At 72.7% G+C, this 20,831-nt stretch carries 20 protein-coding genes and 1 pseudogene; 11 read left to right on the top strand and 10 right to left on the bottom strand.

What is annotated here, in order from left to right; genetic code table 11:
- Positions 1 to 64 precede the first annotated feature (64 nt).
- Positions 65 to 418 carry a hypothetical protein gene (locus ABZ635_RS12545; protein ID WP_357763219.1) on the bottom strand — a complete coding sequence of 118 codons (354 nt, stop codon included), beginning with the start codon at positions 416 to 418 and terminating at the stop codon, positions 65 to 67.
- A gap of 60 nt (positions 419 to 478) precedes the next feature.
- Between ABZ635_RS12545 and ABZ635_RS12540 the strand changes: the two genes are divergently transcribed.
- The 3 genes from ABZ635_RS12540 to ABZ635_RS12530 are packed head-to-tail and all read left to right on the top strand — an operon-like array spanning position 479 to position 1,175.
- Positions 479 to 670: a hypothetical protein gene (locus ABZ635_RS12540; protein WP_357763216.1), complete on the top strand. Its 192-nt coding sequence runs from the start codon at positions 479 to 481 to the stop codon at positions 668 to 670.
- Positions 667 to 939: an SDR family oxidoreductase gene (locus tag ABZ635_RS12535; RefSeq protein ID WP_357763213.1), complete on the top strand. Its 273-nt coding sequence runs from the start codon at positions 667 to 669 to the stop codon at positions 937 to 939. Before ABZ635_RS12540 ends, ABZ635_RS12535 begins: the two co-directional genes overlap by 4 nt.
- Positions 936 to 1,175 carry an SMR family transporter gene (locus ABZ635_RS12530; RefSeq protein WP_357763440.1) on the top strand — a complete coding sequence of 80 codons (240 nt, stop codon included), beginning with the start codon at positions 936 to 938 and terminating at the stop codon, positions 1,173 to 1,175. The genes ABZ635_RS12535 and ABZ635_RS12530 overlap by 4 nt, the downstream gene beginning before the upstream one ends.
- Before the next feature lie 42 nt (positions 1,176 to 1,217).
- Here the strand turns inward: ABZ635_RS12530 and ABZ635_RS12525 are convergent.
- From ABZ635_RS12525 to ABZ635_RS12510, 4 genes and pseudogenes are all read right to left on the bottom strand, one after another.
- Positions 1,218 to 3,125 (bottom strand): annotated as a pseudogene (locus tag ABZ635_RS12525) (cation-translocating P-type ATPase); the annotation flags it as partial.
- Positions 3,122 to 3,493, bottom strand: coding sequence for a metalloregulator ArsR/SmtB family transcription factor (locus ABZ635_RS12520; protein ID WP_357763211.1), 372 nt, complete (start codon positions 3,491 to 3,493; stop codon positions 3,122 to 3,124). The pseudogene ABZ635_RS12525 and the gene ABZ635_RS12520, both read right to left, overlap by 4 nt.
- A 49-nt stretch (positions 3,494 to 3,542) precedes the next feature.
- Positions 3,543 to 4,136: an NUDIX domain-containing protein gene (locus ABZ635_RS12515; RefSeq protein ID WP_357763208.1), complete on the bottom strand. Its 594-nt coding sequence runs from the start codon at positions 4,134 to 4,136 to the stop codon at positions 3,543 to 3,545.
- A gap of 128 nt (positions 4,137 to 4,264) precedes the next feature.
- Complete coding sequence (locus ABZ635_RS12510) at positions 4,265 to 6,643, bottom strand: HAD-IC family P-type ATPase (RefSeq protein ID WP_357763438.1); 2,379 nt, start codon at positions 6,641 to 6,643, stop codon at positions 4,265 to 4,267.
- A 344-nt stretch (positions 6,644 to 6,987) separates the two neighbouring features.
- Here ABZ635_RS12510 and ABZ635_RS12505 point away from each other — a divergent pair, with 344 nt between their 5' ends.
- Complete coding sequence (locus ABZ635_RS12505) at positions 6,988 to 7,773, top strand: NRDE family protein (RefSeq protein WP_357763205.1); 786 nt, start codon at positions 6,988 to 6,990, stop codon at positions 7,771 to 7,773.
- A 98-nt stretch (positions 7,774 to 7,871) separates the two neighbouring features.
- On the opposite strand, the gene ABZ635_RS12500 is transcribed toward ABZ635_RS12505, so the two are convergent.
- Entirely contained in the window at positions 7,872 to 8,009 is a 138-nt protein-coding gene (locus ABZ635_RS12500; RefSeq protein ID WP_357763202.1) for a hypothetical protein, read from the bottom strand.
- A gap of 42 nt (positions 8,010 to 8,051) precedes the next feature.
- On the bottom strand, positions 8,052 to 8,867 hold the full coding sequence (locus tag ABZ635_RS12495; RefSeq protein WP_357763199.1) for a glycoside hydrolase family 16 protein: 816 nt from the start codon (positions 8,865 to 8,867) through the stop codon (positions 8,052 to 8,054).
- 242 nt (positions 8,868 to 9,109) lie between these two features.
- On the opposite strand from ABZ635_RS12495, the gene ABZ635_RS12490 reads away from it, so the two are divergent.
- The 3 genes from ABZ635_RS12490 (at position 9,110) to mshC (ending at position 11,123) form a co-directional block, all read left to right on the top strand.
- On the top strand, positions 9,110 to 9,412 hold the full coding sequence (locus ABZ635_RS12490) for a hypothetical protein (RefSeq protein WP_357763196.1): 303 nt from the start codon (positions 9,110 to 9,112) through the stop codon (positions 9,410 to 9,412).
- A gap of 200 nt (positions 9,413 to 9,612) precedes the next feature.
- Positions 9,613 to 9,801, top strand: a complete 189-nt coding sequence (locus ABZ635_RS12485) for a hypothetical protein (RefSeq protein WP_357763193.1) — start codon at positions 9,613 to 9,615, stop codon at positions 9,799 to 9,801.
- 95 nt (positions 9,802 to 9,896) lie between these two features.
- On the top strand, positions 9,897 to 11,123 hold the full coding sequence (gene mshC, locus ABZ635_RS12480) for a cysteine--1-D-myo-inosityl 2-amino-2-deoxy-alpha-D-glucopyranoside ligase (RefSeq protein ID WP_357763190.1): 1,227 nt from the start codon (positions 9,897 to 9,899) through the stop codon (positions 11,121 to 11,123).
- 116 nt (positions 11,124 to 11,239) lie between these two features.
- Here mshC and ABZ635_RS12475 read toward each other — a convergent pair whose 3' ends face one another.
- Positions 11,240 to 11,788: a nitroreductase family deazaflavin-dependent oxidoreductase gene (locus ABZ635_RS12475; RefSeq protein WP_357763187.1), complete on the bottom strand. Its 549-nt coding sequence runs from the start codon at positions 11,786 to 11,788 to the stop codon at positions 11,240 to 11,242.
- Positions 11,789 to 11,904: 116 nt separating this feature from the next.
- On the opposite strand from ABZ635_RS12475, the gene ABZ635_RS12470 reads away from it, so the two are divergent.
- Both ABZ635_RS12470 and ABZ635_RS12465 read left to right on the top strand, forming a co-directional pair.
- A complete protein-coding gene (locus tag ABZ635_RS12470; protein WP_357763184.1) occupies positions 11,905 to 13,131 on the top strand; it encodes a hypothetical protein in 1,227 nt (408 codons plus the stop codon).
- Between the two features lie 116 nt (positions 13,132 to 13,247).
- Positions 13,248 to 13,673 carry an ABATE domain-containing protein gene (locus ABZ635_RS12465; protein ID WP_357763181.1) on the top strand — a complete coding sequence of 142 codons (426 nt, stop codon included), beginning with the start codon at positions 13,248 to 13,250 and terminating at the stop codon, positions 13,671 to 13,673.
- A gap of 55 nt (positions 13,674 to 13,728) precedes the next feature.
- Here ABZ635_RS12465 and ABZ635_RS12460 read toward each other — a convergent pair whose 3' ends face one another.
- Both ABZ635_RS12460 and ABZ635_RS12455 read right to left on the bottom strand, forming a co-directional pair.
- Positions 13,729 to 14,922, bottom strand: a complete 1,194-nt coding sequence (locus tag ABZ635_RS12460) for a glycosyltransferase family 4 protein (protein ID WP_357763178.1) — start codon at positions 14,920 to 14,922, stop codon at positions 13,729 to 13,731.
- Between the two features lie 224 nt (positions 14,923 to 15,146).
- A complete protein-coding gene (locus tag ABZ635_RS12455) occupies positions 15,147 to 15,986 on the bottom strand; it encodes a PAC2 family protein (protein WP_357763175.1) in 840 nt (279 codons plus the stop codon).
- Positions 15,987 to 16,290: 304 nt separating this feature from the next.
- On the opposite strand from ABZ635_RS12455, the gene metH reads away from it, so the two are divergent.
- Together metH and ABZ635_RS12445 are read left to right on the top strand one after the other, a co-directional pair.
- Positions 16,291 to 19,764 (top strand): methionine synthase, encoded by a 3,474-nt coding sequence (gene metH, locus ABZ635_RS12450; protein ID WP_357763172.1) that lies wholly within the window; start codon positions 16,291 to 16,293, stop codon positions 19,762 to 19,764.
- Positions 19,765 to 19,848: 84 nt separating this feature from the next.
- The gene (locus tag ABZ635_RS12445) at positions 19,849 to 20,568 is read left to right on the top strand and encodes an HAD family phosphatase (RefSeq protein WP_357763170.1); all 720 of its coding nucleotides are present in this window, start codon (positions 19,849 to 19,851) and stop codon (positions 20,566 to 20,568) included.
- Positions 20,569 to 20,831 lie beyond the last annotated feature (263 nt).

Genomic DNA, 20,831 nt, shown 5'->3' with positions numbered 1-20,831 from the left:
CGCGGGGCGCGCCCGGGACCCGTGGACGCCGTGCGCGGCGTCCGGCCCGGCTGACGGCCCGGTCTCAGATCGCGGGCCCGGCCCCCGCCGTGATCGCGTCGTAGGCGGTCATGGCGGCGTCGACCACGGTGTGCGCCTCCCGCGCGGTGCACCCGTCCCGCGCCCGTAGGGCCATCCCCTGCGACACCGTGACGAGGTAGGAGGCCAGTGCGGGTGCGTCGACGCCCTCGGGGACGTCGCCCTCGGCGAGCCCCCGTTCGATCCGTTCGGTGACCTTCGCGAGGTCCTGGGCGCGCAGGTCGGCGAGGAGGTGCCCGACGTGCTCGTGTCCCCGGCCCAGATTGGTCGCTGCCAGCACGATCATGCACCCGAGCGGGGTCCCGGTGTCGGCGTAGGCGTCCGCGTTCCGACGCAGCATCGCCTCGATCGCTTCGCGGGTGAGCTCGGCGGTCTGGACGTCCTGGTCAACAACGCCGGGATGTTCGTCTTCGGCGAGATCGACGAACTCACCCTGGAGCAGTACGAGACCAGCATGGCGGTCCACGTCAGGGCGGTGTTCGTCGCCGTCCGGGCGGCCCTGCGCCACATGGGGCCCGGCGGGCGGATCATCAGCGTCGGCAGCAGCCTCGCCGAACGCGTGCCCGACCCGGAACCAGCCTGTACTCGATGAGCAAGTCCGCCCTGGTGGGGTTCACCAAGGGGATCGCCCGGGACCTCGGCCCTCGGGGTATCACCGCGGCCCTCGTCCACCCGGGCTCGACCGACACCGAGATGAACGCCGCCGACGGCCCCGGGGCCGACACCGAACGCGCCCTGACCGCGCTCGGCCGCTACGCCACCCCCGAGGACATCGCCGCCACGATCGCGCACCTCGCCGGACCGGCGGGCGCCTACATCACCGGCACGTCCGTCACGGTGGACGGCGGTGTCACCGCGTGAATTCCCGAGGCGCGGCCAGGGCCGTCCTGCTCGCGGCCGCCCTCCTCGAGGTCGTCTGGGCCCTGGCCCTCGCCCGTCCCCACCCCGGGTGGGTGGCCTTCGGAATCGCGGTGGCCCTGGTCAGCCTCGGGTTGCTGTCCCTGGCCCTGCGCGAGCTGCCGGTCGGCGGCGCCTACGCCGTGTGGGTGGGCGTCGGGGCCGTCGGCGTGGCGGGACTCCACCTCGTGGGCGGTTGACGGACGCGGAGCCCCTGCCCCGGCTCCCCCCGCCGTTCGATGCCGCCCCGCGCGCAGGCCGTTGGCGATGACCACCACCTCCGCCACCTCGTGCACCAGGACCACCGCGGCCAGGCCCAGCACACCGAACAGCGCCAGCGGCATCAGTGCCCCGATGATCGCCAGCGACAGGCCCACGCTCTGCCACATGATCGTCCTGGCGCGACGGGCGTGGGCCAGCACCTCCGGAAGACGGCGCAGGTCCGCGCCCATCAGCGCGACGTCGGCGGTCTCCACGGCCACGTCGGTGCCCATCGCGCCCATGGCCACACCCAGGTCGGCGGCGGCCAGGGCCGGGGCGTCGTTCACACCGTCCCCGACCATCGCCACGGGGCCGCCGGAGCGCAGTTCGCCGACCATCCGCGCCTTGTCCTCGGGCAGCAGCCCCGCGAACACCAGCTTCGGGTCGATCCCCACCTCGGCGGCCCCGGCCCGGGCCGTGGCCGGGTGGTCCCCGGAGAGCATCGCCACCCGGAACCCGGACCGGCGCAGCCCGGCGACCACCTCCGCTGCCTCCGGACGCGGCTCGTCGCGCACCGCGAGCGCCCCGGCCGGCGCACCGTCGACCTCCAGCAGGACCACGGTGGCGCCCCGTCCCAGCAGCCGTTCGACCTCATCGGTGAGGGGGCCCGGGTCGATCCACCCCGGGCGACCCAGGCGGACGCGCCCACCCTCCACCCGGCCGGTGAGCCCGTGACCGGGCACCGTGCGAACGCCGACGGCCCGCGGCGGTGCGGGCCGTGCGGCCAGCACGGCCCGGGCCAGCGGGTGCTCGCTGCGCGCCTCCAGCGCCGACGCCAGTGTCAGGACCTCTTCCCTGGAGTGGCCCGGAGCGGGGGAGACCGCCACCACGGCCGGGGAGTTGCGGGTGAGGGTTCCGGTCTTGTCGAGGGCGACCACCCCCACTCCGCCCATCGCCTCCAGTGCGGCGCCTCCCTTGACCAGGGCGCCCTGGCGGGTGGCGGCTCCCACCGCGGCGACCACCGTCACCGGAACGGAGATCGCCAGCGCGCAGGGGGAGGCCGCGACCATGACGACCAGGGCGCGTTCGATCCAGGTCAACGGGTCGCCCAGGAGCGAGCCGACCACCGCCACCAGCGCGGCCGCGAGCAACACCCCGGGAACCAGGGGGCGGGCGACCCGGTCGGCCAACCGCTGGCCCCGCCCCCTGCGGGCCTGCTCGGTCTCCACGATCCGCACCACGCGCGCCAGGGAGTTGTCCTCGGCACCGGCGGTGACCGTGACCTCCAGGGGACCGGTGCCGTTGACCGATCCCGCGTACACGGCGCTCCCCGGGCCCGCCTCGACCGGGACCGACTCCCCGGTCACGGCCGAGGTGTCCAGGCTGGTCCACCCGGAGGCGACCACACCGTCGGTGGCCAGGCGTTCCCCCGGACGCAGCACGAGGGTCTGCCCGGGACGGAGTTCGGCGGGGGCGACGGTGTGCTCGACCCCGTCGCGTAGCACGGTGGCCCGTGTGGGCACCAGGTCCAGCAGGGCGCGCAGTCCGTGCCGGGTGCGGGCGACCGCGTACCCCTCCAGGCCCTCGGCGACGGTGAAGAGCACGGCCAGCATCGCGGCCTCGCCGACCTGGCCGAGGGCGACCGCCCCGACCGCCGCGAGCGTCATCAGGGTGCCCACGCCGAGCCGGTCGCGGAACGGGCCCGGGCCGTACAGGCGGCGCAGGGTGGCGGGGACGAACGTCCAGCCCGCGACCGCCAGGGCCGCCGCCTGCGAGAGCAGTACCACCGGTTCCGGAGCACCGGCCCAGCCGGCCGCGTACCCGGCGAGCAGCAGGGGGGCGGCGACGGCGGCGAAACGCAGCTCGGCGATCCGCCGGAGCCGCGCGGGCTCCTCGGGTACGTCGGGCGCGATCGCGGTGGGCGCGCCGCCGCAGCAGGAGTCGCTCACCGGTCACCGCCGCGCGCGTCGGTTCCGTAGGCGGGGCACAGCGCGACGGCGTTCCCGGTCGCGGCCAGGAGCGTCTCTGCCGCCGCGAGGAGTTCCATCAGCTCGGGGCGAGCGAGCGAGTAGAAGACCTGGCGGCCTTGGGGGCGGCCGTCGACCAGACCGCACTCGCGCAGGCACGACACGTGCTTGGAGACGGTGGACTGGGCCAGGCCCAGCTGCTCCACCAGGTCGGTCACGCGGGCCTCGCCCCGGGCCAGGCGCCGCACGATCGCCAGCCGTGTTCCGTCGGAGAGACTGTGGAAGAGGGCCTCGGCCGCGTCCAGCCCGGAGTCGGGGCGGGCCCCCTCCACGTCATTATTCATCGTCATAAGACGATCATATTCAGTTGTGGCGATCTTATCGTGGCGGGGTGCCCGTTCAGCCCCGGGTGGTGGAGCCCGCTCTGGAGGCCGCCAGCGTCTGGGAGATCTTGGCCGCCAACCGCGCCGAGGGCACGTCCGTGTGGGGGCGCCACGCCAGCGCGCCGGAGTCGCCTCCCCGCGCGGGAACCGTCGCCGCCGTCGCCCGGTACAGGTACAGGAAGGCGAAGTGCGTGTGCTCGGGCTCACCCCGGTCCGGGTCCTCCGGGACACCGTGGACGTCCAGGTCCAACGGGAGCGGGCGCCCGGACCCACCCGGAGCCCCCGCCTCCACCCGCTCCGGTGCGAGGCCCGTCGCCTCCGTCAGACGCGCCAGGGCGGCCTCGTCCAGAGCGCCGTCACCTCCGGACAGGTGCCCGCCCGGCAGCAGCCAGGCGCCCCGGTCTCCCCCGCGCACCATCAGCACCCGCCAACAGGGGTCGAGCACCACGGCTCCGGCGGTGGCGTGCCCCACCCGGAACTCCTTGGGCGAGGACAGCTCGTGTCCGCCGTCCAGGGCCCGCACCAGGGGGCCGGCCGCCTCCGCCTCCTTGGGGAAGCGCTCGAGATAGCCGTCCAGCACGGCGCGGATGTGCGTGTTCGGGATGCTCAATGTGGCTCCTGTCGATCCGGACACGTGGCGCTCCCAGGATCTCGGCTCGGCACCGCGGCTGAACAGTTCCCACGCTGACCGGGCGCCAGGTGGTACCCCGAACCGCGTCCACGGCCCCCGGACCCCGCCTACGCCCCGGCTCTGGCCGTCATCCGGTCGTCCACCACGCGGATCACCGTGATCACCGCGATCGCCACCCCCGCGACGGCCAACCCGGTCACCACCTTGGCCGGATCGCTCACGTCGAGGTCGAAGAACCAGCGCCCCCACGGCGTCACCATCGCCAGCGTCAGGAGCCCCACCATGGAACCCACCAGCACGACCTTCCACCACACGTACGGCTTGGCCACCAGCAACAGCACCCACAGCGTGGTGGCGCACAGCGTGATGACCACCGCCGTGCGGTCCGCCGGATCGGGGACCGTGCGCCCGCCCAAGACCAGCAGGTAGGTGGTCACCGCCGCCAGCCCGGCCACCAGGCCCGAGGGGACGGCCAACCGCAGCGTGCGCAGGACGAACCCCGGCCGGGCGATGTCGGTGTTGGGCGCCAGGGCCAGGAAGAACGACGGGATGCCGAAGGTCACCGCGTTGATCAGGGTCGCGTGCCGGGGGAAGAACGGATAGGCCACCGCCAGCAGCCCCACGATGATCGCCAGCGTCATCGTGTACACGGTCTTCGTGAGGAAGAGGCTGGCCACCCGTTCGATGTTGCCGATCACCCGGCGGCCCTCCGCCACCACCCGGGGCAGCACCGCGAAGCGGTTGTCCAGCAGGACCAGCTGGGCCACCGAACGCGACGCCGGGCTGCCCGAACCCATCGCCACGCCGATGTCGGCCTCCTTGAGCGCGAGCACGTCGTTCACGCCGTCACCGGTCATCGCCACCGTGTGTCCGCGTTCCCGCAGGCCGCGCACCATGTCGCGTTTGCGTTCGGGGGTGACCCGCCCGAACGCCGAGTGGCCCTCCACCTCCCGCGCCATCTCCCCGAACTCCTCGGGCAGTTCCCGGGCGTCCACCGGGCGGTCGGCCCCGCGCAGCCCCACCACGCGGCCGACCGCGCCCACCGAGGCCGCGTGGTCGCCGGAGACGATCTTGACGTCCACGCCCTGTGCGGAGAAGTAGTCCAGGGTCGGCGCGGCGTCCTCGCGCACCCGCTGGTCGAGCACGACCAGCGACACCGGCTCCACGGTTCCCGGAGCCGACTCGTCGTCCACCCGCGCCGACGCGCGCGCCAGCAGCAGCACCCGCAGGCCCTGGGCGCCCAGCCGGGCCGCCTCGGCCGCGGCCGGCGACCCGGGGTCGGCCAGGACGTCGGCCGCGCCCAGCACCCAGTGCCGTTCACCCACGGGGGAGACCAGGCTCGCGCCGCTCCACTTGCGGGCGGAGGAGAACGGGGCCAGCGCGGTCACGGTCCAGTCCGGGGCCGCCTGACCGCTGGCCGCGCAGCCCTCGGCGATCGCCGCCATGCTCGGGTTCGGATCGGGGTCGCTCGCCGCGAGGGCGGCCAGCACCAGGGTGGGGGACTCCGAGTCGGAGCCGCCCAGGTCACGGATCTCCGCCAGCCGCATCCCGACCTCGGTCAACGTGCCGGTCTTGTCCGTGCACACCACGTCCACGCGGGCCAGGCCCTCGATCGCGGGCAGCTCCTGGACCAGGCACCGGTGGCGGCCCAGCCGGATCACCCCCACCGCGAACGCGATGCTCGTCAGCAGGATCAACCCCTCGGGGATCATCGACACCAGTGCCGCCACCATGCCCCTGAGGGCGTCGGCCAGCGGTCCCGAGATACCGGCGGAGACCGGGTGTTCCAACGCGACGTGCCCGTTCAGGAACAGCTGGCTGTACACGAGCAGGGCACCGATGGGAAACAGGGCGTAGGTGATCCAGGTGAGGATCGTGTTGATGCCCGAGCGCAGCTCCGAACGCACCAGCGAGAAGCGGCTGGCCTCCTCCGCCAGCCGCGCGGCGTACGCGTGCCGCCCCACCTTCGTCGCACGGAAGCGCCCGGTCCCGGCCACCACGAAGCTGCCCGACATCACCGCGTCACCGGTCCGTTTGACCACGGGGTCGGCTTCGCCGGTCAGGAGGGACTCGTCGACCTCCAGTCCTCCAGCCCAGGTCACGACGCCGTCCACCACCACCTGGTCGCCGGCCCCCACCTCCAGCACCTCGTCGAGGACGATCTCCTGGGTGGCCACCCGTACCGTCTCGCCCTCGCGCACCACTCGGGGGCGCGCGGCGTTGACGATCGCCAGCTGGTCCAAGGTGCGTTTGGCCCGCAGCTCCTGCACGATGCCGATCAGCGTGTTGATCACGATGACCAGGGCGAACAGGCCGTCCTGTACGGGCCCGATGACCGCGATGATCGCGAACAGCACCGCGATCATCGCGTTGATGCGGGTGAAGACGTTGCCCCGGATGACCTGGCCGACGCTCCGGCTCGCCCGGACGGGGACGTCGTTGGTGCGGCCCGCGGCGACGCGTTCGGCGACCTCGTCCCGCGACAGCCCCCGTTCCGGCGGCGGCCCCGCAAGGGCGGTCCGGGCCGGGGCGGCCTGGTTCGGGGGCGGTGGCCGGTCGGCTTCGTCGGGCACGGGAGGACTCCAGTAGGGAAAAGGAGGGCGAAGGGGACCGGAGCGGTGAAACCCACGCTCAACCGGGCCCCGGCGTCAACGCACACAAGACTAGGGAGCCCCCAGAGTAGAGGAGCACGCCCGGTCCGCGCCGTGGGGCGGGGACGACTCCTCGCCCGGGGGCCAGCCCCACCCCCGGGCCGCTCCCGGGGGCGGGCACGCGGAGCCCTTCCGACGTAGAGTCCTGGGAAGGGACCCGAACAGGGGAGAGAACCAAGATGTGCACGGTGATCGTCGGCTTCGACCCGGAGGCCAGGACTCCGCTGGTCGTCGCCGCGCTCAGGGACGAGATGCGTTCACGTCCCTGGGCCTGGCCGGCTCCGCACTGGGCCGACCGCCCCCACCTGGTCGGCGGACGCGACCAGCTCGCCGGCGGCACCTGGCTGGCCGTGGACGCCCACAAGAGGCGGATGGCGGCACTGCTCAACGGCTGGCCGTGGGACGGCACGATGCCGTGGGAGGGCACCTACCCCGCCAGCCGCGGCGACCTCCCGCTCAGGGCGCTCTCCCAGAACCGCGACCCGCTCTCGGGGGAGGACCCCACCCGGTACGCCCCCTTCCACCTGCTCGACGCCGACCCCCACGTGGCGACCCTGCACAGCTGGGACGGGCGCTGCCTGGACACGCGGGCCCTGCCCCGGGGAGTGACCACGCTGGTCAACACGGGCCTCGACCCGGCCGACCCCCGCGCGGCCCGCCACACCCCGGAGTTCGCGCGGACCCGCCCCGACCCCGTCCTCGCCCAGGCGCGCACCCCGGGGGAGATCTGGGGGGAGTGGATCGCCCTCATCACCCGGGCCGCCCACGACCAGCCCCGGTCCGCGGGCACCACCCCGGGCGGGGACCCCACGGGGCTGATCGCCCACGCGGACCTGGGCGACGGCCAGGTGTGGGCCACGGGTTCGGTCACGTTGGTGGCCCTGGACCGGGAGACGGTGCGGTACGCCTTCACCGACACCCCCGCCGTCCCGGAGTCGTGGACGATGGTCGACCTCCCGGACTGAGCCGGACCGCCGCACGGCCGGTCCGCGATCCCCGGAAGATCGGGCGGGGCGGCGCGTCCCCGATTGGGGTCGTCGGCGGGCCCCTTGTCGTCGTCCGGTCAGGACATGAGGAGGAAGGTCAGGAACGCCAGGAGCGTCACCGAGACGAAGGCGCTCAGGGCGATGAGGGAGTTGAGGCGGAAGCGTTCCGCGTCGCCGGGAGCGAAGGGGCCCAGGTCGGTCTCGTTCTCGTCCATGGCCTCCATCATGCCGTGTCCCGGCGCGGTCGGCGACCGCGCCTAGTCGAGCGAGTACACGCGGACGTAGTCCACGCGCATCTCCTGGGGGAGCTGGGTCGTGCCGTCGGGGTACCCGGGCCAGTCCCCGCCCACGGCCACGTTGAGGATCATGAAGAACGGCTGGTCGAACACCCACGGGTTCCCCCGGGTGTCCGCCGCCGTGTACGTCTGGTAGGCGACGCCGTTCACCGACCAGGTGACCGAGCCCGGTCTCCAGTCCACCGCGAACGTGTGGAAGGTGTCGGCGAACGACCACCCCTGCGGGTGCATGTAGGAGCCCGTGAGCGGGCTGCCTCCGGAGTATCCGGGGCCGTGGAGGCTCCCGTGGACCAGGTGGGGTTCGCGTCCGATGTTCTCCATGACGTCGATCTCGCCCGAGTGCGGCCACGGCGTGTTCGGGAAGTCGGCGCCCAGCATCCAGAAGGCGGGCCAGATGCCCTGGCCCCGGGGGATCTGGATGCGTGCCTCGACCCTCCCGTACTGGGGGTGGACCTTGTTCTGGGTGGTGATGCGCGCGGAGGTGTAGCCGCCGTGCGCCTCCTGGCGGGCGGTGATGACGAGGTGGCCGTTGCCGTCCAGGGCGGAGTTGGCCCGGCTGTCGGTGTAGTTCTGGAGCTCGTTGTTGCCCCAGCCGTGGTCGCCGGTCTCGTGGTTCCAGTGGGCGGGGTTGGGAGCGCTCCCCGCGGGGCCGTCGAACTCGTCCGACCACACGAGGGTGGCGGCGCGCGTGTCGGTCTCGGTGGTGGACGCGGAGGCGGTGACGGGGGAGATCAGGGCCGCGGCGGTGACGACCGCCATGAACAGGGCGCGGTGCATGGGCTGCTCCGGGGGGAAGCCCCCACAGGGGCGGTGGAGTGCGGGTCCGGACGCGTACGCCGCGACCCGGGGTGGTCGCTTGGTGACCTGTGGTGTTGATCAGTTACTGTACGTTCAGTAAGTCAGGCGCACAAGGCCGGGTGCCCCGGGTTTTCTCGGAAGTTTTCCGAAAGCGCGTCATAGGAGCGGTGGTGGAACGTTTCCTCAGGGAAAGTAGTTCGACGATCCACCGAGGAATCCACATGCTGAGCGCCCACGCCGTCCCCGCGCCCCCGTCCGACCCCGCCGACCTGGTGGGGCAGTGGGTCCGGGTGAGGGAGGACGGCACCGTCGGGCTGCTGCTCCGCGCCGACCGCACGGGCTGGTCGCTGCGCACCCCGACCGGTGTCGTCTCGCAGCGGGGACGCCTGGTCGCCGAGCCGGTCACCCGCCGCACCGAGGCCCGCCCGGTCCGCCGCCGACTGCGAGCGGTCATGGACGACCCGGCCTTCCCCGGCGCCGCCGACCTGGACCTGCTCGACCTGCAGTTGACCGCCCACCCGTGAACACGGGTGCGTCGCGCGCCCCCGGTCCCGCCCCTCCCGCCTAGGGTGGGAGGGGCGAGGCGGAGGGCACACGGCGGCGCGTCCGCTGTCACCCCCGGACCGCGTAAACCCCCTGCGTGACCGCGGCGTCTCTCTGGGAGACGGCGCATTCGTCGTCGAAGGCGCGTGGAGCGTACGCGTACACAGCAGGGGGCACCACCATGGGCCGAAGCGGCTACCACCTCGAAACCGGAGCGTACTGGCTGCTCTACGTCGTCTCCCTCAGCGGAGCCCTCCTGCACTGGCGGCTGGGCAACGCCCTGTTCGCGGCCCTGTGTGGGGGCGCCGCGGTGTTCAGCGTCCTGCTCATCGGCCGCGTCGGGATCTTCGCCGCTCCCCAGGAACGCTGACCGGTATTCCCGCCCCACCCTGGGGAAATCATCACCTCACGCCCCGCCCGCTATCTGTGCGTTTGTCGCGTGCACGTGCGGATAGGCTTCCCGGTATGCGTTCATGGTCTGCGCCTGACATCGTCCCCCTGCCGGGTACCGGCGGCCCTCTCCGTATCCACGACACCGCCACCGGCCGGATAGGGACGACCACGCCGGGCTCGACCGCGGGCATGTACGCCTGCGGCATCACCCCCTACGACGCCGCCCATCTGGGGCACGCCTTCACCTACCTGACCTTCGACCTGGTCAACCGGGTGTGGCGGGACGCCGGGCACGACGTCGACTACGTCCAGAACACCACCGACATCGACGACCCCCTGCTGGAGCGGGCCGAGGCCACGGGCGTCGACTGGCGCGACCTCGCCCACCGGGAGATCGACGTCTTCCGCGACGACATGGCCGCCCTGGCGATCATCCCGCCCGCCTCGTACGTGGGCGTCGTGGAGTCCGTCGACCTCATCAGCGAACTCGCCGTGCGCATCCGCGAGACCGGTGCCGCCTACGAGGTCGACGGCGACCTCTACTTCTCCGTCGCGTCCGCCCCGGAGTTCGGCGAGATCAGCAACCTCGGCCGTGCGCAGATGCTGGAGCTCTTCGGCCAGCGGGGCGGGGACCCCTCGCGCGCGGGCAAGAAGGACCCCCTCGACTGGTTGCTGTGGCGCGCCGAGCGCCCCGGCGAACCCGCCTGGGACAGCCCCCTGGGTCGGGGGCGCCCCGGCTGGCACATCGAGTGCAGCGCCATCGCCTTGGACCGGCTCGGTCCCTCGTTCGACATCAACGGCGGCGGCAGCGACCTCATCTTCCCGCACCACGAGATGGGCGCGGCCGAGACCCGCTGCGCCACCGGCCGCCCCAATGCCCACCAGCACCTGCACGTGGGCATGGTCGGTCTGAACGGCGAGAAGATGTCGAAGTCGCTGGGCAACCTGGTCTTCGTGTCCAAGCTGCGCCAACAGGGGGTGGACCCGGCCGTCATCCGCCTGGCCATGCTCACCCACCACTACCGCACCCCGTGGGAGTGGACCGACTCCGAACTGCCCGCCGCGACCGAGCGCGCCGAGCGCTGGCGCGCGGCGACCGCACTGGGCGCCGGACCGGACGCCGCCCCGGTCCTGGCCGCCGTGCGCGCCGCGCTCGCCGAGGACCTGGACTCCCCGTCCGCGCTCGCCGCGGTGGACGCCTGGGCGACCGCGGCCCTCACCGGGAGCGGAGGGTCCGACACCTCGGCCCCCGGCCTGGTGCGCACCACCGTGGACACCCTCCTCGGGGTCAGGCTCTAGGTGTACTGACCTCTCAGGCCAGTACACCTAGTCCGCCGCGTCCGGACACCACGACGCCCCGGGGCGATGCCGGACCCCCCGGAGCGTCGCCGCGCCCGGGTCGCGGGCGCCGGGGTTCAGCCCCGGGGGCGCGGCACCCCGGGGCCGGTCGGGGCAGTGAAGTCGGGAAACGTCGTGGCCCCGGAGTCCGGAAGGAGCCGTACGACGGGGACGCCGTTGGCGGGATCGGCCCCGATCCGCTCGTAGGCCCGGGGGCCCTCCTCCACGTCGTGGCCCAGCCCCCGCATCAGCTCGGCCGCCGCCACCGGGTGCCGTCGCGCGTAGTGGGCCAGCGCCCGCCCCGACTCCCCGGGCGGCAGTGGTTCGGCCACGGCCCGCCGTCGCACCCCGCCCTCCTGGAACAGGACTCGGGGCTCCGCGCGGATGTTGCGGAACCACTGGGACCGGTCCCCGTACCCCGAGGCGACGAGCACCGCCCCGGTGGCGTGGTTGCGGCCCACCACCTCCAGCACCGCCTGCCGTGCCTCTCCGGTGGTGCGGCCACGGTGGGTGAGCAGGACGAAGCGCCCGCCCAGCAGCGCACCCAACCCCAGCCGGTAGATCCAGATCGGGGCGCGGTACAGAGCGCGCCCGAGCGGGTCGCGCGGGGGTTGGGCGAACGTCATGAGGGCCTCCTGACCTGGGTTCCAGCGCCCGAGTGTAGTGAGGCACCCGGGCCCGTGCGGGGGACGCCACGCCCGACACCGCGCCAACGGTCGGTGCCCGCTGCCATCATGCCGCCATGGACACCAGAGCTGACATCCTCCACTCGACCGACTGGTCGCGGACCTTCCACGCCTACGGCCCGGCCTCCGAGGCGCCGGAGTTCCTCGCCGGGCTGCTGTCCGAGCGGGAGGAGGAGCGGGAGCGGGCCCTGGGCTACCTGAACAGCGCGATCCTGCACCAGGGCACGATCTACCCGGCCACCCCGCCGGTCGCGCTGTTCGTCGCGGGCCTGCTGACGGACCCCCGGGCCCAGGCCCCGGTGTGCGACCCGTTCGGTGGGGCCCCGGACCTGCCGGCCGCACCGCTGCGCCTCCGCCTGCTCGACTTCCTGGCCGACGTGGCCCGTGCGGCCGCCGAACTCACGGCCGACCGTTCGATGACACGGTTGGAGCTGCTGGCCGACCCGGGGGACCGTCGCGACGGGGTCGACGCGCTCCTGTCCCGGATGGCCGACAGCGACGCCGAGGGGGCCGAGGACATCTGGGAGGACCCGCTCCTGGACACCGTCTTCCGCCGGGCCCTGTACGACCTGCACCTGGCCGCGCCCGCTCTGCTGGAGGCCGTCCGGCCGCTGCTCACGCACCCGGATGGGCGGGTGCGCCAGCACGCGGTGGCGGCCAGCGGGGCACTGTGCCGCCTGGGCGGGGAACCGGAGGTGGACCTCTCTGGAGCCGCCGACCTCGCCGAGAACCGGGACGAGGGAGCCGCGATCGTCCTGGCCCTGGTGGAGGGCGGTGGTGACACCTCGGAGTTCCTCTCCCACCCCGACCCGGCCATCCGCGCCTGCGCCGCGCTCTCGGGGGACCTGGCGGGCGACCCCGTCGCCACGGGCGCGCTGCGGGACGCCCTGGCCGACCCCTGCGCCGCCGACGCCTGGTTCCGGGACCGTCCGGGCTTCTTTCCCGGTCACGTCCGCTTCTCGCTGGTCGCCGCGTTGGTGGAGCGCTCCCAGCCCGGGGACGCCGCCGACCTCCTGCCCGTCTTCCGAGCGCTCGCCGCGACCGCCAGCCCGTTCACCGCGGAGGCGGATCTGCGCGGGCTCCTCGGCCTGGCCCTGGGAGTGGTGCCGGGGCGGCCCGCGCCCCGGGTGGTGGCCCCCACCGAGGTCCAGCGCGCCTACCTGAGCGCGGTCGTCGACGGCGACCGGCTGTGGGGTTCGCGCGTGGCCAACCTCTCCTTCGTCCTGTCGAGTCTGGGGCTGCCGCAGGAGCGCGAGGAGCTGCGGTCACTGGCCACGAAGTGACCCATGGTGCGCTTGTCGAGCAATGTCCGGTTTGCTGGGTTTCGTGGTGACCACCTGTGGCCACGACCTCCCCGAATCGCCACCACCCGAGGGCGCCCCGTGATGGGATGGCGCCCATGACCACGACCACGACCAGTACCCCCACCCGGCCCAGCGCCGCCGCGGAGCTCATCGCCGACTTCGTCTCGACCGGCGGCCGCCTCACCGACCGAGCCGACCTGGCCCGGTTCCTGCGGGAGCACCGACTCGTCACCGAGGGCGCCATCCCCATCACCCTGGCCGACCTCGACGAGGCCATCACCCTGCGCGACGGAATCCGCGCGCTGCTCGACCGCGGCACCGACCCCGACCCCGAGACCCTGGCCCGTGCCCAGAAGGTCCTGGACGGCCTGCGCGTCACCGTGCGACTCGAACCGGCCGAGCAGGCCGAGTCCCCGCTCGCCCCGGCCGTCGTCGACGAGGTCCGTCGTGGGCTCGCCCGCGTCGCCGGAGCCTGGGCGGCCGTCGTGGCCACGGGGGAGTGGCGCCGCCTGCGCCTGTGACACCCGCCCGCGCGTGCCCCTCCTGGGTCACGCGCGGGCCCGTCACGCGGGGCGCTCAGCCAAGGAGCGCGGCCAGCGGCCCGCGGCGGCGTTCGGCCTGACGCCGCGCCAGGAACCCCTCCCACCGCGCGGTGACGTCCTCCAGACGGTAGCCGGAGGCCGAGTCCAGCGCCCCGGCGCCCATGCGGTGGCGCTCCTCCCGGTCCGCCACCAGGCGGTTGAGCGCGGCGCCCAGGGCCCCGACGTCCTGCGGTGGTACCAGGAGCCCGTTGCGGCCGTGGTCGATGATCTCCCTGGGGCCGTGCGGGCAGTCGAAGCTCACCACGGGGACCCCCACCGAGAAGGCCTCGATGATGGTCATCCCGAATCCCTCCACCCGTGAACTCACCGCCAGCAACGAGGCCTTGGAGAGCTCCCCGAGCATGTCGGTGGTCCGGCCCATGAGGCCCACGTGGTCCTCCAGGCCCAGGCGCCGCACGGTCGCACGCAGCTCCTCGTCCCGGTCGCCGCCGCCGTGGATGTGCAGCCGCCATTCCGGGTGCTCCGCCACCACGTGCGAGAACGCCTCCACGAGCATCGGATACTGCTTGACCGGGGAGAAGCGCCCGGCGGCGGCGATCACCGGTTCGTCCAGCGTGGACCGGGCAGGCTCGCCCGGCTCCAGCGCGTTGGGCAGCGCCGTCAGCCACCCCTCGGGGGAGCCGAGAAGGCCCTCGTAGGCGATCCGGTCGGTTTCAGTGAGCACGCCCAGACCGCCCAGTTTCGGGTACGCGCGCGTGATGGCCGCGCGCACCTCCGGCTTGTGCTCGTCCAGGTTGAGGTGTTCCTGACCGATGGTCAGTACGCGTCGCGGCGCCCACGCGGCCAGGAGCAGGTTGATCCCGGGGCGCGTCCCGATCACCACGTCGGCGCGGGTGGTGCGCAGGTACTCGCGCAACCCGGTGACGGCCTCCGGGGTGAAGTTCTTGTTGCGGCGCCGCTCGGCCTCGGGCACGATCAGCCGCGCCCGTCGGTGCCAGTGGTCCATGACCCGCTTTCTCGGGACTCTGACCCGCGATTCGTCGGTGTCGTCGCTCAGCGGTACCAGGCGCACGTTGTCGGCGGGGACGAAGAACGGCTGGCGCCTCTTGCGCACCAGGCTCACGATCTCCACCTCGTGGCGTTCCGACAGGCCCCGCGCCAGGTTGTGCACCGTCCGTACCGTGCCCCCCATGGCATAGCCGTTGGCGATGACGAAGGCGATCCTCACAAGCAGCCCCAGATCCCGTCCCGCGCGGTCGGGACGGGCACTTGTCCCAGGCATCGGAGGACGGCGGCCCCACCCGGCCCCGGAGCACGCGTACCCCCGTACCGCGCGCCCCGGACCCCGGCCCTGTGTCACCCCGATCCGCGAGCCATCCATCGCAACGTAGCCACATCGGCCTAAAGGCGAGGTAACGGAAAACCGGAACATCGGGACCGGACCGGGTCACTTCACCCGTCGTCGCGGCGGCGCAGGTAGCGCTCGAACTCCTGGGCGATGGCGTCACCGGTGGCCTCGGGAAGCTCCACGGTGTCCTTGGCCTCCTCCAGCCCGCGCACGTAGGCGGCGATGTCCTCGTCCTCGGAGGTGAGGTCGTTGACACCCGCCTCCCAGGACACCGACTCCTCCGGCAGCGCTCCCAGCGGCACCTCGGTCTCCGCGAAGTCCTGGACCCAGCCGAGCAGGGCCAGGGCGGCCTTCGGGCAGGGCGGCTGCGCCACGTAGTGCGGGATGGCCGCCCAGAGCGACACCGTCTCCACACCCACGGAGCTGAACGCCTCGTGCACCGCCCCCACGATCCCGGTCGGCCCCGAGTAGTTGGCCAACTCCAACCCGTGCCGGGTCCCGAGCTCCGGTGGGGAGCTCATCCCGGTCACCGGGATCGGCCTGGTGTGCGGGGCGTCGGCCAGCAGCGAACCCAGGATCACGGCGCGCCTGACACCCAGCTCACGCGCCACGGCGAGCAGGTCGGCCGTGAAGGAGCGCCAGCGCATGTTGGGCTCGGGGCCGCTGACCAGGACGACGTCGCGGCGCGAGCCCGGGGGGCGGACCACCCGGACACGGGTGGTGGGCCACTCCATCTCGGTCAGTCGGCCCTCGGTCACCGTCATCCTGGGCCGGGTGACCTGGAAGTCGTAGTAGTCGTCCGGTGCCAGCGCGCACAGTTCGGTGGAGTCCCACTGTTCGTTCAGGTGCGCCACCGCGAGGCTCGCGGCCTCACCCGCGTCGTTCCACCCCTCGAACGCCGCCACCATCACCGGCTCGACGAGCTCGCGGTCGAGCTGGATCATGGACGGCCCCTTCCTGGACGCGGACGCACACCACCCTACGGGGTGGCACGGCGGGCGGGAAACCGTTGACGCGGGACCGCCGACTCCCGCCCCGTCCACCACAGTGGGACGCCTGTCTCACGTGGCGAAACGCCGATGGGGTAGCCTCGCGACCAGCGACTGACCAAGGACACCGCCGTCCCCGGAAACGCCGACCCCGCTCCTGCCCGCGCCCGCGGGTCGCCCCAGCGCCACACGTCTCCGTGCCCAGTGTCACCGGGACCGAGCTGGGCCCCGCCGCGCCCCGAGACTAGAGTTGCTGAACATGAGAGATCGACGGACATTCCGTGAAGCACTGTCCCAGCGAGTAGTCGTCGCGGACGGGGCGATGGGCACCATGTTGCAGGCGCACGATCTCGACCTCGACCAGTTCGAGGGCCACGAGGGCCTCAACGACATCCTCAACCTGACCCGGCCCGACATCGTCCGGGACACCCACGCCGCCTTCTTCGAGGTGGGCTCCGACTGTGTGGAGACCAACACGTTCTCCGCCAACTACGGAGGCCTCTACGAATACGGCATCGAGGACCGCACCTACGAGATCGCCGAGGCCGGTGCGCGTATCGCCCGCGAGGCGGCCGACGCCTACAGCACGCCCGACCAGCCCCGCTACGTCCTCGGGTCGGTCGGGCCCGGCACCCGCCTGCCGACCCTGGGGCACGCGCCCTACACGTTCCTGCGCGACTACTACGAGCAGTCCGCGCGCGGCCTGATCGACGGCGGCTCGGACGCCATCCTGATCGAGACCTGCCAGGACCTGCTCCAGGTCAAGGCCGCCGTGGTCGGCGCCAAGCGCGCCCGCGCGGCCCTGGGCCGGGACGTGCCCGTCATCGCCCAGGTGAGCATCGAGACCAACGGCACCATGCTGATGGGTTCGGAGATCGGCGCGGCCCTGACCTCGCTGGCCCCGCTGGGCATCGACGTGATCGGCCTCAACTGCTCCACCGGCCCCGCCGAGATGAGCGAGCACCTGCGCTACCTGTCGCACCACTCGCCCATCCCCATCTCCTGCATGCCCAACGCGGGCCTGCCCGAACTGGGCCCCCACGGCGCCGTCTACAACCTCTCCCCCGAGGAGCTGACCGACGCCCACGACGCCTTCACCTCCGAGTTCGGACTGAACCTGGTGGGGGGCTGCTGCGGCACCACCCCCGAACACCTGCGCCAGGTCGCCGAGCGGGTCCAGGGCCGCGGGCTGAGGAACCGCAAACCGCTGGTCGAGGCCGCCGCGTCCTCCCTGTACCAGAGCGTCCCCTTCCGTCAGGACTCCAGTTACCTCGCGGTCGGCGAGCGCACCAACGCCAACGGCTCCAAGAAGTTCCGCGAGGCCATGCTGGCCGAGGACTGGGACGCCTGCGTCGAGATCGCCCGTGACCAGATCCGCGACGGCGCCCACGTACTCGACCTCAACATCGACTACGTGGGCCGCGACGGCGTCAGGGACATGCACGCCCTGGCCTCCCGGCTGGCCACCGCCTCCACCCTGCCCCTCATGCTCGACTCCACGGAGCCCGCCGTCCTGGAGGCGGGGCTGGAGGTCCTGGGCGGCCGCGCGGTGGTCAACTCGGTCAACTACGAGGACGGCGACGGCCCCGACTCCCGGTTCACCCGCATCATGGGGCTGGTCCAGGAGCACGGAGCCGCCGTGGTCGGCCTGTGCATCGACGAGGAGGGCCAGGCCCGGACCGCCGAGTGGAAGGTGCGGGTGGCCAGCCGCCTGATCGACGAGATCACCGGGGACTGGGGGCTGCGCACCAGCGACATCGTCATCGACTGTCTCACCTTCCCCATCACCACCGGGCAGGAGGAGACGCGTCGCGACGGCATCGAGACCCTCGACGCCATCCGCGAACTCAAGAACCGCTACCCCGACGTGCAGACCACGCTGGGGCTGTCCAACCTGTCCTTCGGCGTCAACCCGGCCGCCCGCATCGTGCTCAACTCGGTGTTCCTGCACGAGGCCGTGCGGGCCGGCCTGGACTCGGCCATCGTGCACGCCTCCAAGATCGTGCCGATCAACCAGATCCCCGAGGACCAGCGCAGGGTGGCGCTCGACCTGGTGTACGACCGCCGCGAGGGCGACTACGACCCGCTGTCGGAGTTCATCGACATGTTCCAGGGCGTCGACGCCAAGGCCATGAAGGCCTCGCGCGCGGAGGAACTGGCCGCCCTGCCGCTGTGGGAGCGCCTGGAACGGCGGATCATCGACGGTGAACTCGCCGGTATCGAGGCCGACCTCGACGAGGCGCTGGCCGAACGGCCCGCCCTGGCCATCGTCAACGACACCCTGCTCAAGGGCATGAAGACCGTCGGCGAGCTGTTCGGTTCCGGGCAGATGCAGCTGCCCTTCGTCCTCAAGTCCGCCGAGGTCATGAAGAACGCGGTCGCCTACCTCGAACCGCACATGGAGAAGAGCGACGACGACGGCAAGGGCCGCATCGTGCTCGCCACCGTCAAGGGCGACGTCCACGACATCGGTAAGAACCTCGTGGACATCATCCTCTCCAACAACGGCTACGAGGTGGTCAACCTCGGCATCAAGCAGCCGGTCTCGGCGATCCTGGAGGCGGCCGAGGAGAGGAAGGCCGACGTGATCGGCATGTCCGGCCTCCTCGTCAAGTCCACGGTGATCATGAAGGAGAACCTGCAGGAGATGAACTCCCGGGGGCTCTCCGAGCGCTTCCCGGTGCTCCTGGGCGGTGCCGCGCTCACCCGTTCCTACGTGGAACAGGACCTGGCCGAGATGTTCGGCGGCGAGGTGCGCTACGCCAAGGACGCCTTCGAGGGCCTGCGGCTGATGGACACCTTCATGGCGGTCAAGCGCGGTGAGGAGGGGGCCAAGCTCCCCGAACTGCGTCAGCGCCGGGTACGGCGCGGCGCCACGCTGAAGGTCACCGAGCCGGAGGAGATGCCCGCCCGCAGCGACGTCTCCACCACCAACCGGGTGCCCGTACCGCCCTTCTGGGGCGACCGCATCAGCAAGGGCATCCCGCTGGCGGACTACGCGGCCTTCCTCGACGAGCGCGCGACGTTCATGGGGCAGTGGGGGCTGAAGGCCTCGCGCGGCGGTGAGGGGCCCTCCTACGAGGAGCTGGTGGAGACCGAGGGCCGCCCGCGCATGCGGATGTGGCTGGACCGCATCCAGACCGAGGGCCTGCTCGAGGCCGCCGTGGTGCACGGCCACTACCCCTGTTACAGCGAGGGCGACGACCTGGTCGTGCTCGACGAGGACGGGACGACCGAGCGCACCCGCTTCACGTTCCCGCGCCAGCGCCGCGACCGCCACCTGTGCCTGTCGGACTTCTTCCGTCCCAAGGAGTCGGGGGACCTGGACGTGGTCACCTTCCAGGTGGTGACGGTGGGCGCGGCGATCAGCCGGGCCACCGCCGCCCTGTTCGAGAAGAACGCCTACCGCGACTACCTGGAGCTGCACGGCCTGTCGGTGCAGCTCACCGAGGCCCTGGCCGAGTACTGGCACACCCGGGTGCGCGCGGAGCTCGGCTTCGCGGGGGAGGACCCCGCCGAGCTGGACGCGTTCTTCAAGCTCGGGTACCGGGGCGCCCGGTTCTCACTCGGGTACGGGGCCTGCCCGGACCTGGAGGACCGCGCCAAGATCATGCGGCTGCTGGAACCCGAGCGGGTGGGGGTGTCGTTGTCCGAGGAGTTCCAGCTTGTTCCCGAACAGGCCACCGACGCGATCGTCATCCATCACCCGGAGGCGACATACTTCAACGTCTGACCTGCCAGGACGCGGGCCCCGTCGGGACACCGGCGGGGCCCGCGCCGGGGGTCGGCACCACCGGCCACCGCGCCACGAGTCGAGATGAGCGAATTGAGCACTGTGAGTACCGAACTGACCGAGTCCGCCGTGGCGGTGGAGCGCCGACTCCAGGCGGTGCTGCTGGACATGGACGGCACCCTCATCGAGAGCGAGCACCTGTGGGGGGAGGCCGAGGCCGAACTCGTCGCCGAACTGGGCGGTGAGTGGACCGAGGCCGACCACGAGGCCAACGTGGGCAACGCCGCCGAACCGGTGGGCCGCTACATCATCGAGCGGACCGGCGCCGTTCACCTCACCCCGCGCCAGGTGGCCGACACGCTCTACGAGCGCTTCCACGCCAAGTTGGAGCGCGGCGCCGATCTACGGCCAGGCGCCAAGGAGCTCGTGACGATGCTGGCCGAGGCAGGGGTCCCGGCGGTGCTGGTCACCTCCACCGAACGCTCCCTGGTGGAGACCGCCATCCGCGGCATCGGTCTGGAGCGATTCGTGGACTCGGTCGCCGGGGACGAGGTGGACGCCAACAAGCCCCACCCCGACCCGTACCTGAAGGCCGCGAGTCGCCTGGGCGTGGACCCGGGGCGCTGCGTGGCCGTGGAGGACTCGGCGGTTGGAGTGGCCTCGGCCGCCGACGCCGGGTGCGTCACGGTCGCCGTGCCCAACCACGTGGAGATCGAGCCCCGCGAGGGCGTGGTCTTCCGCGACAGCCTGGTCGGGGTGGACCTGGAGTGGCTGGAGTCGCTGGTGGCCCGCGTCCGGGCCTGAGGGAGCGGCCGCGCGCCGGGGCCGGGCGCGCCACCGCGCGCTCCACGCCGCGCCCGCCGGGGCGGGGCCGCAGCGGGCCGGTCCCTTGGTGCCGCGCCCGCCCGTGGGTAGCGTGGGAGACACGGACGGGTCGGCCCCCCTCGCGCGCGCTCGGCCCGGGCACGCGCCCTAGATGAGTGATTCCAAGGGGTCAGTGATCGTAAGCGGTCAATGAGCGTAGGACCGGCTGGCCGGTGCGGTCGTTGTGCCAGACCACGGCGGTC

The organism is Nocardiopsis sp. NPDC007018 (assembly GCF_040635075.1).
Lineage (GTDB): Bacteria > Actinomycetota > Actinomycetes > Streptosporangiales > Streptosporangiaceae > Nocardiopsis.
Note: the sequence above shows the minus strand (reverse complement) of the source record. Positions and strands in the feature narration are given on the sequence as shown.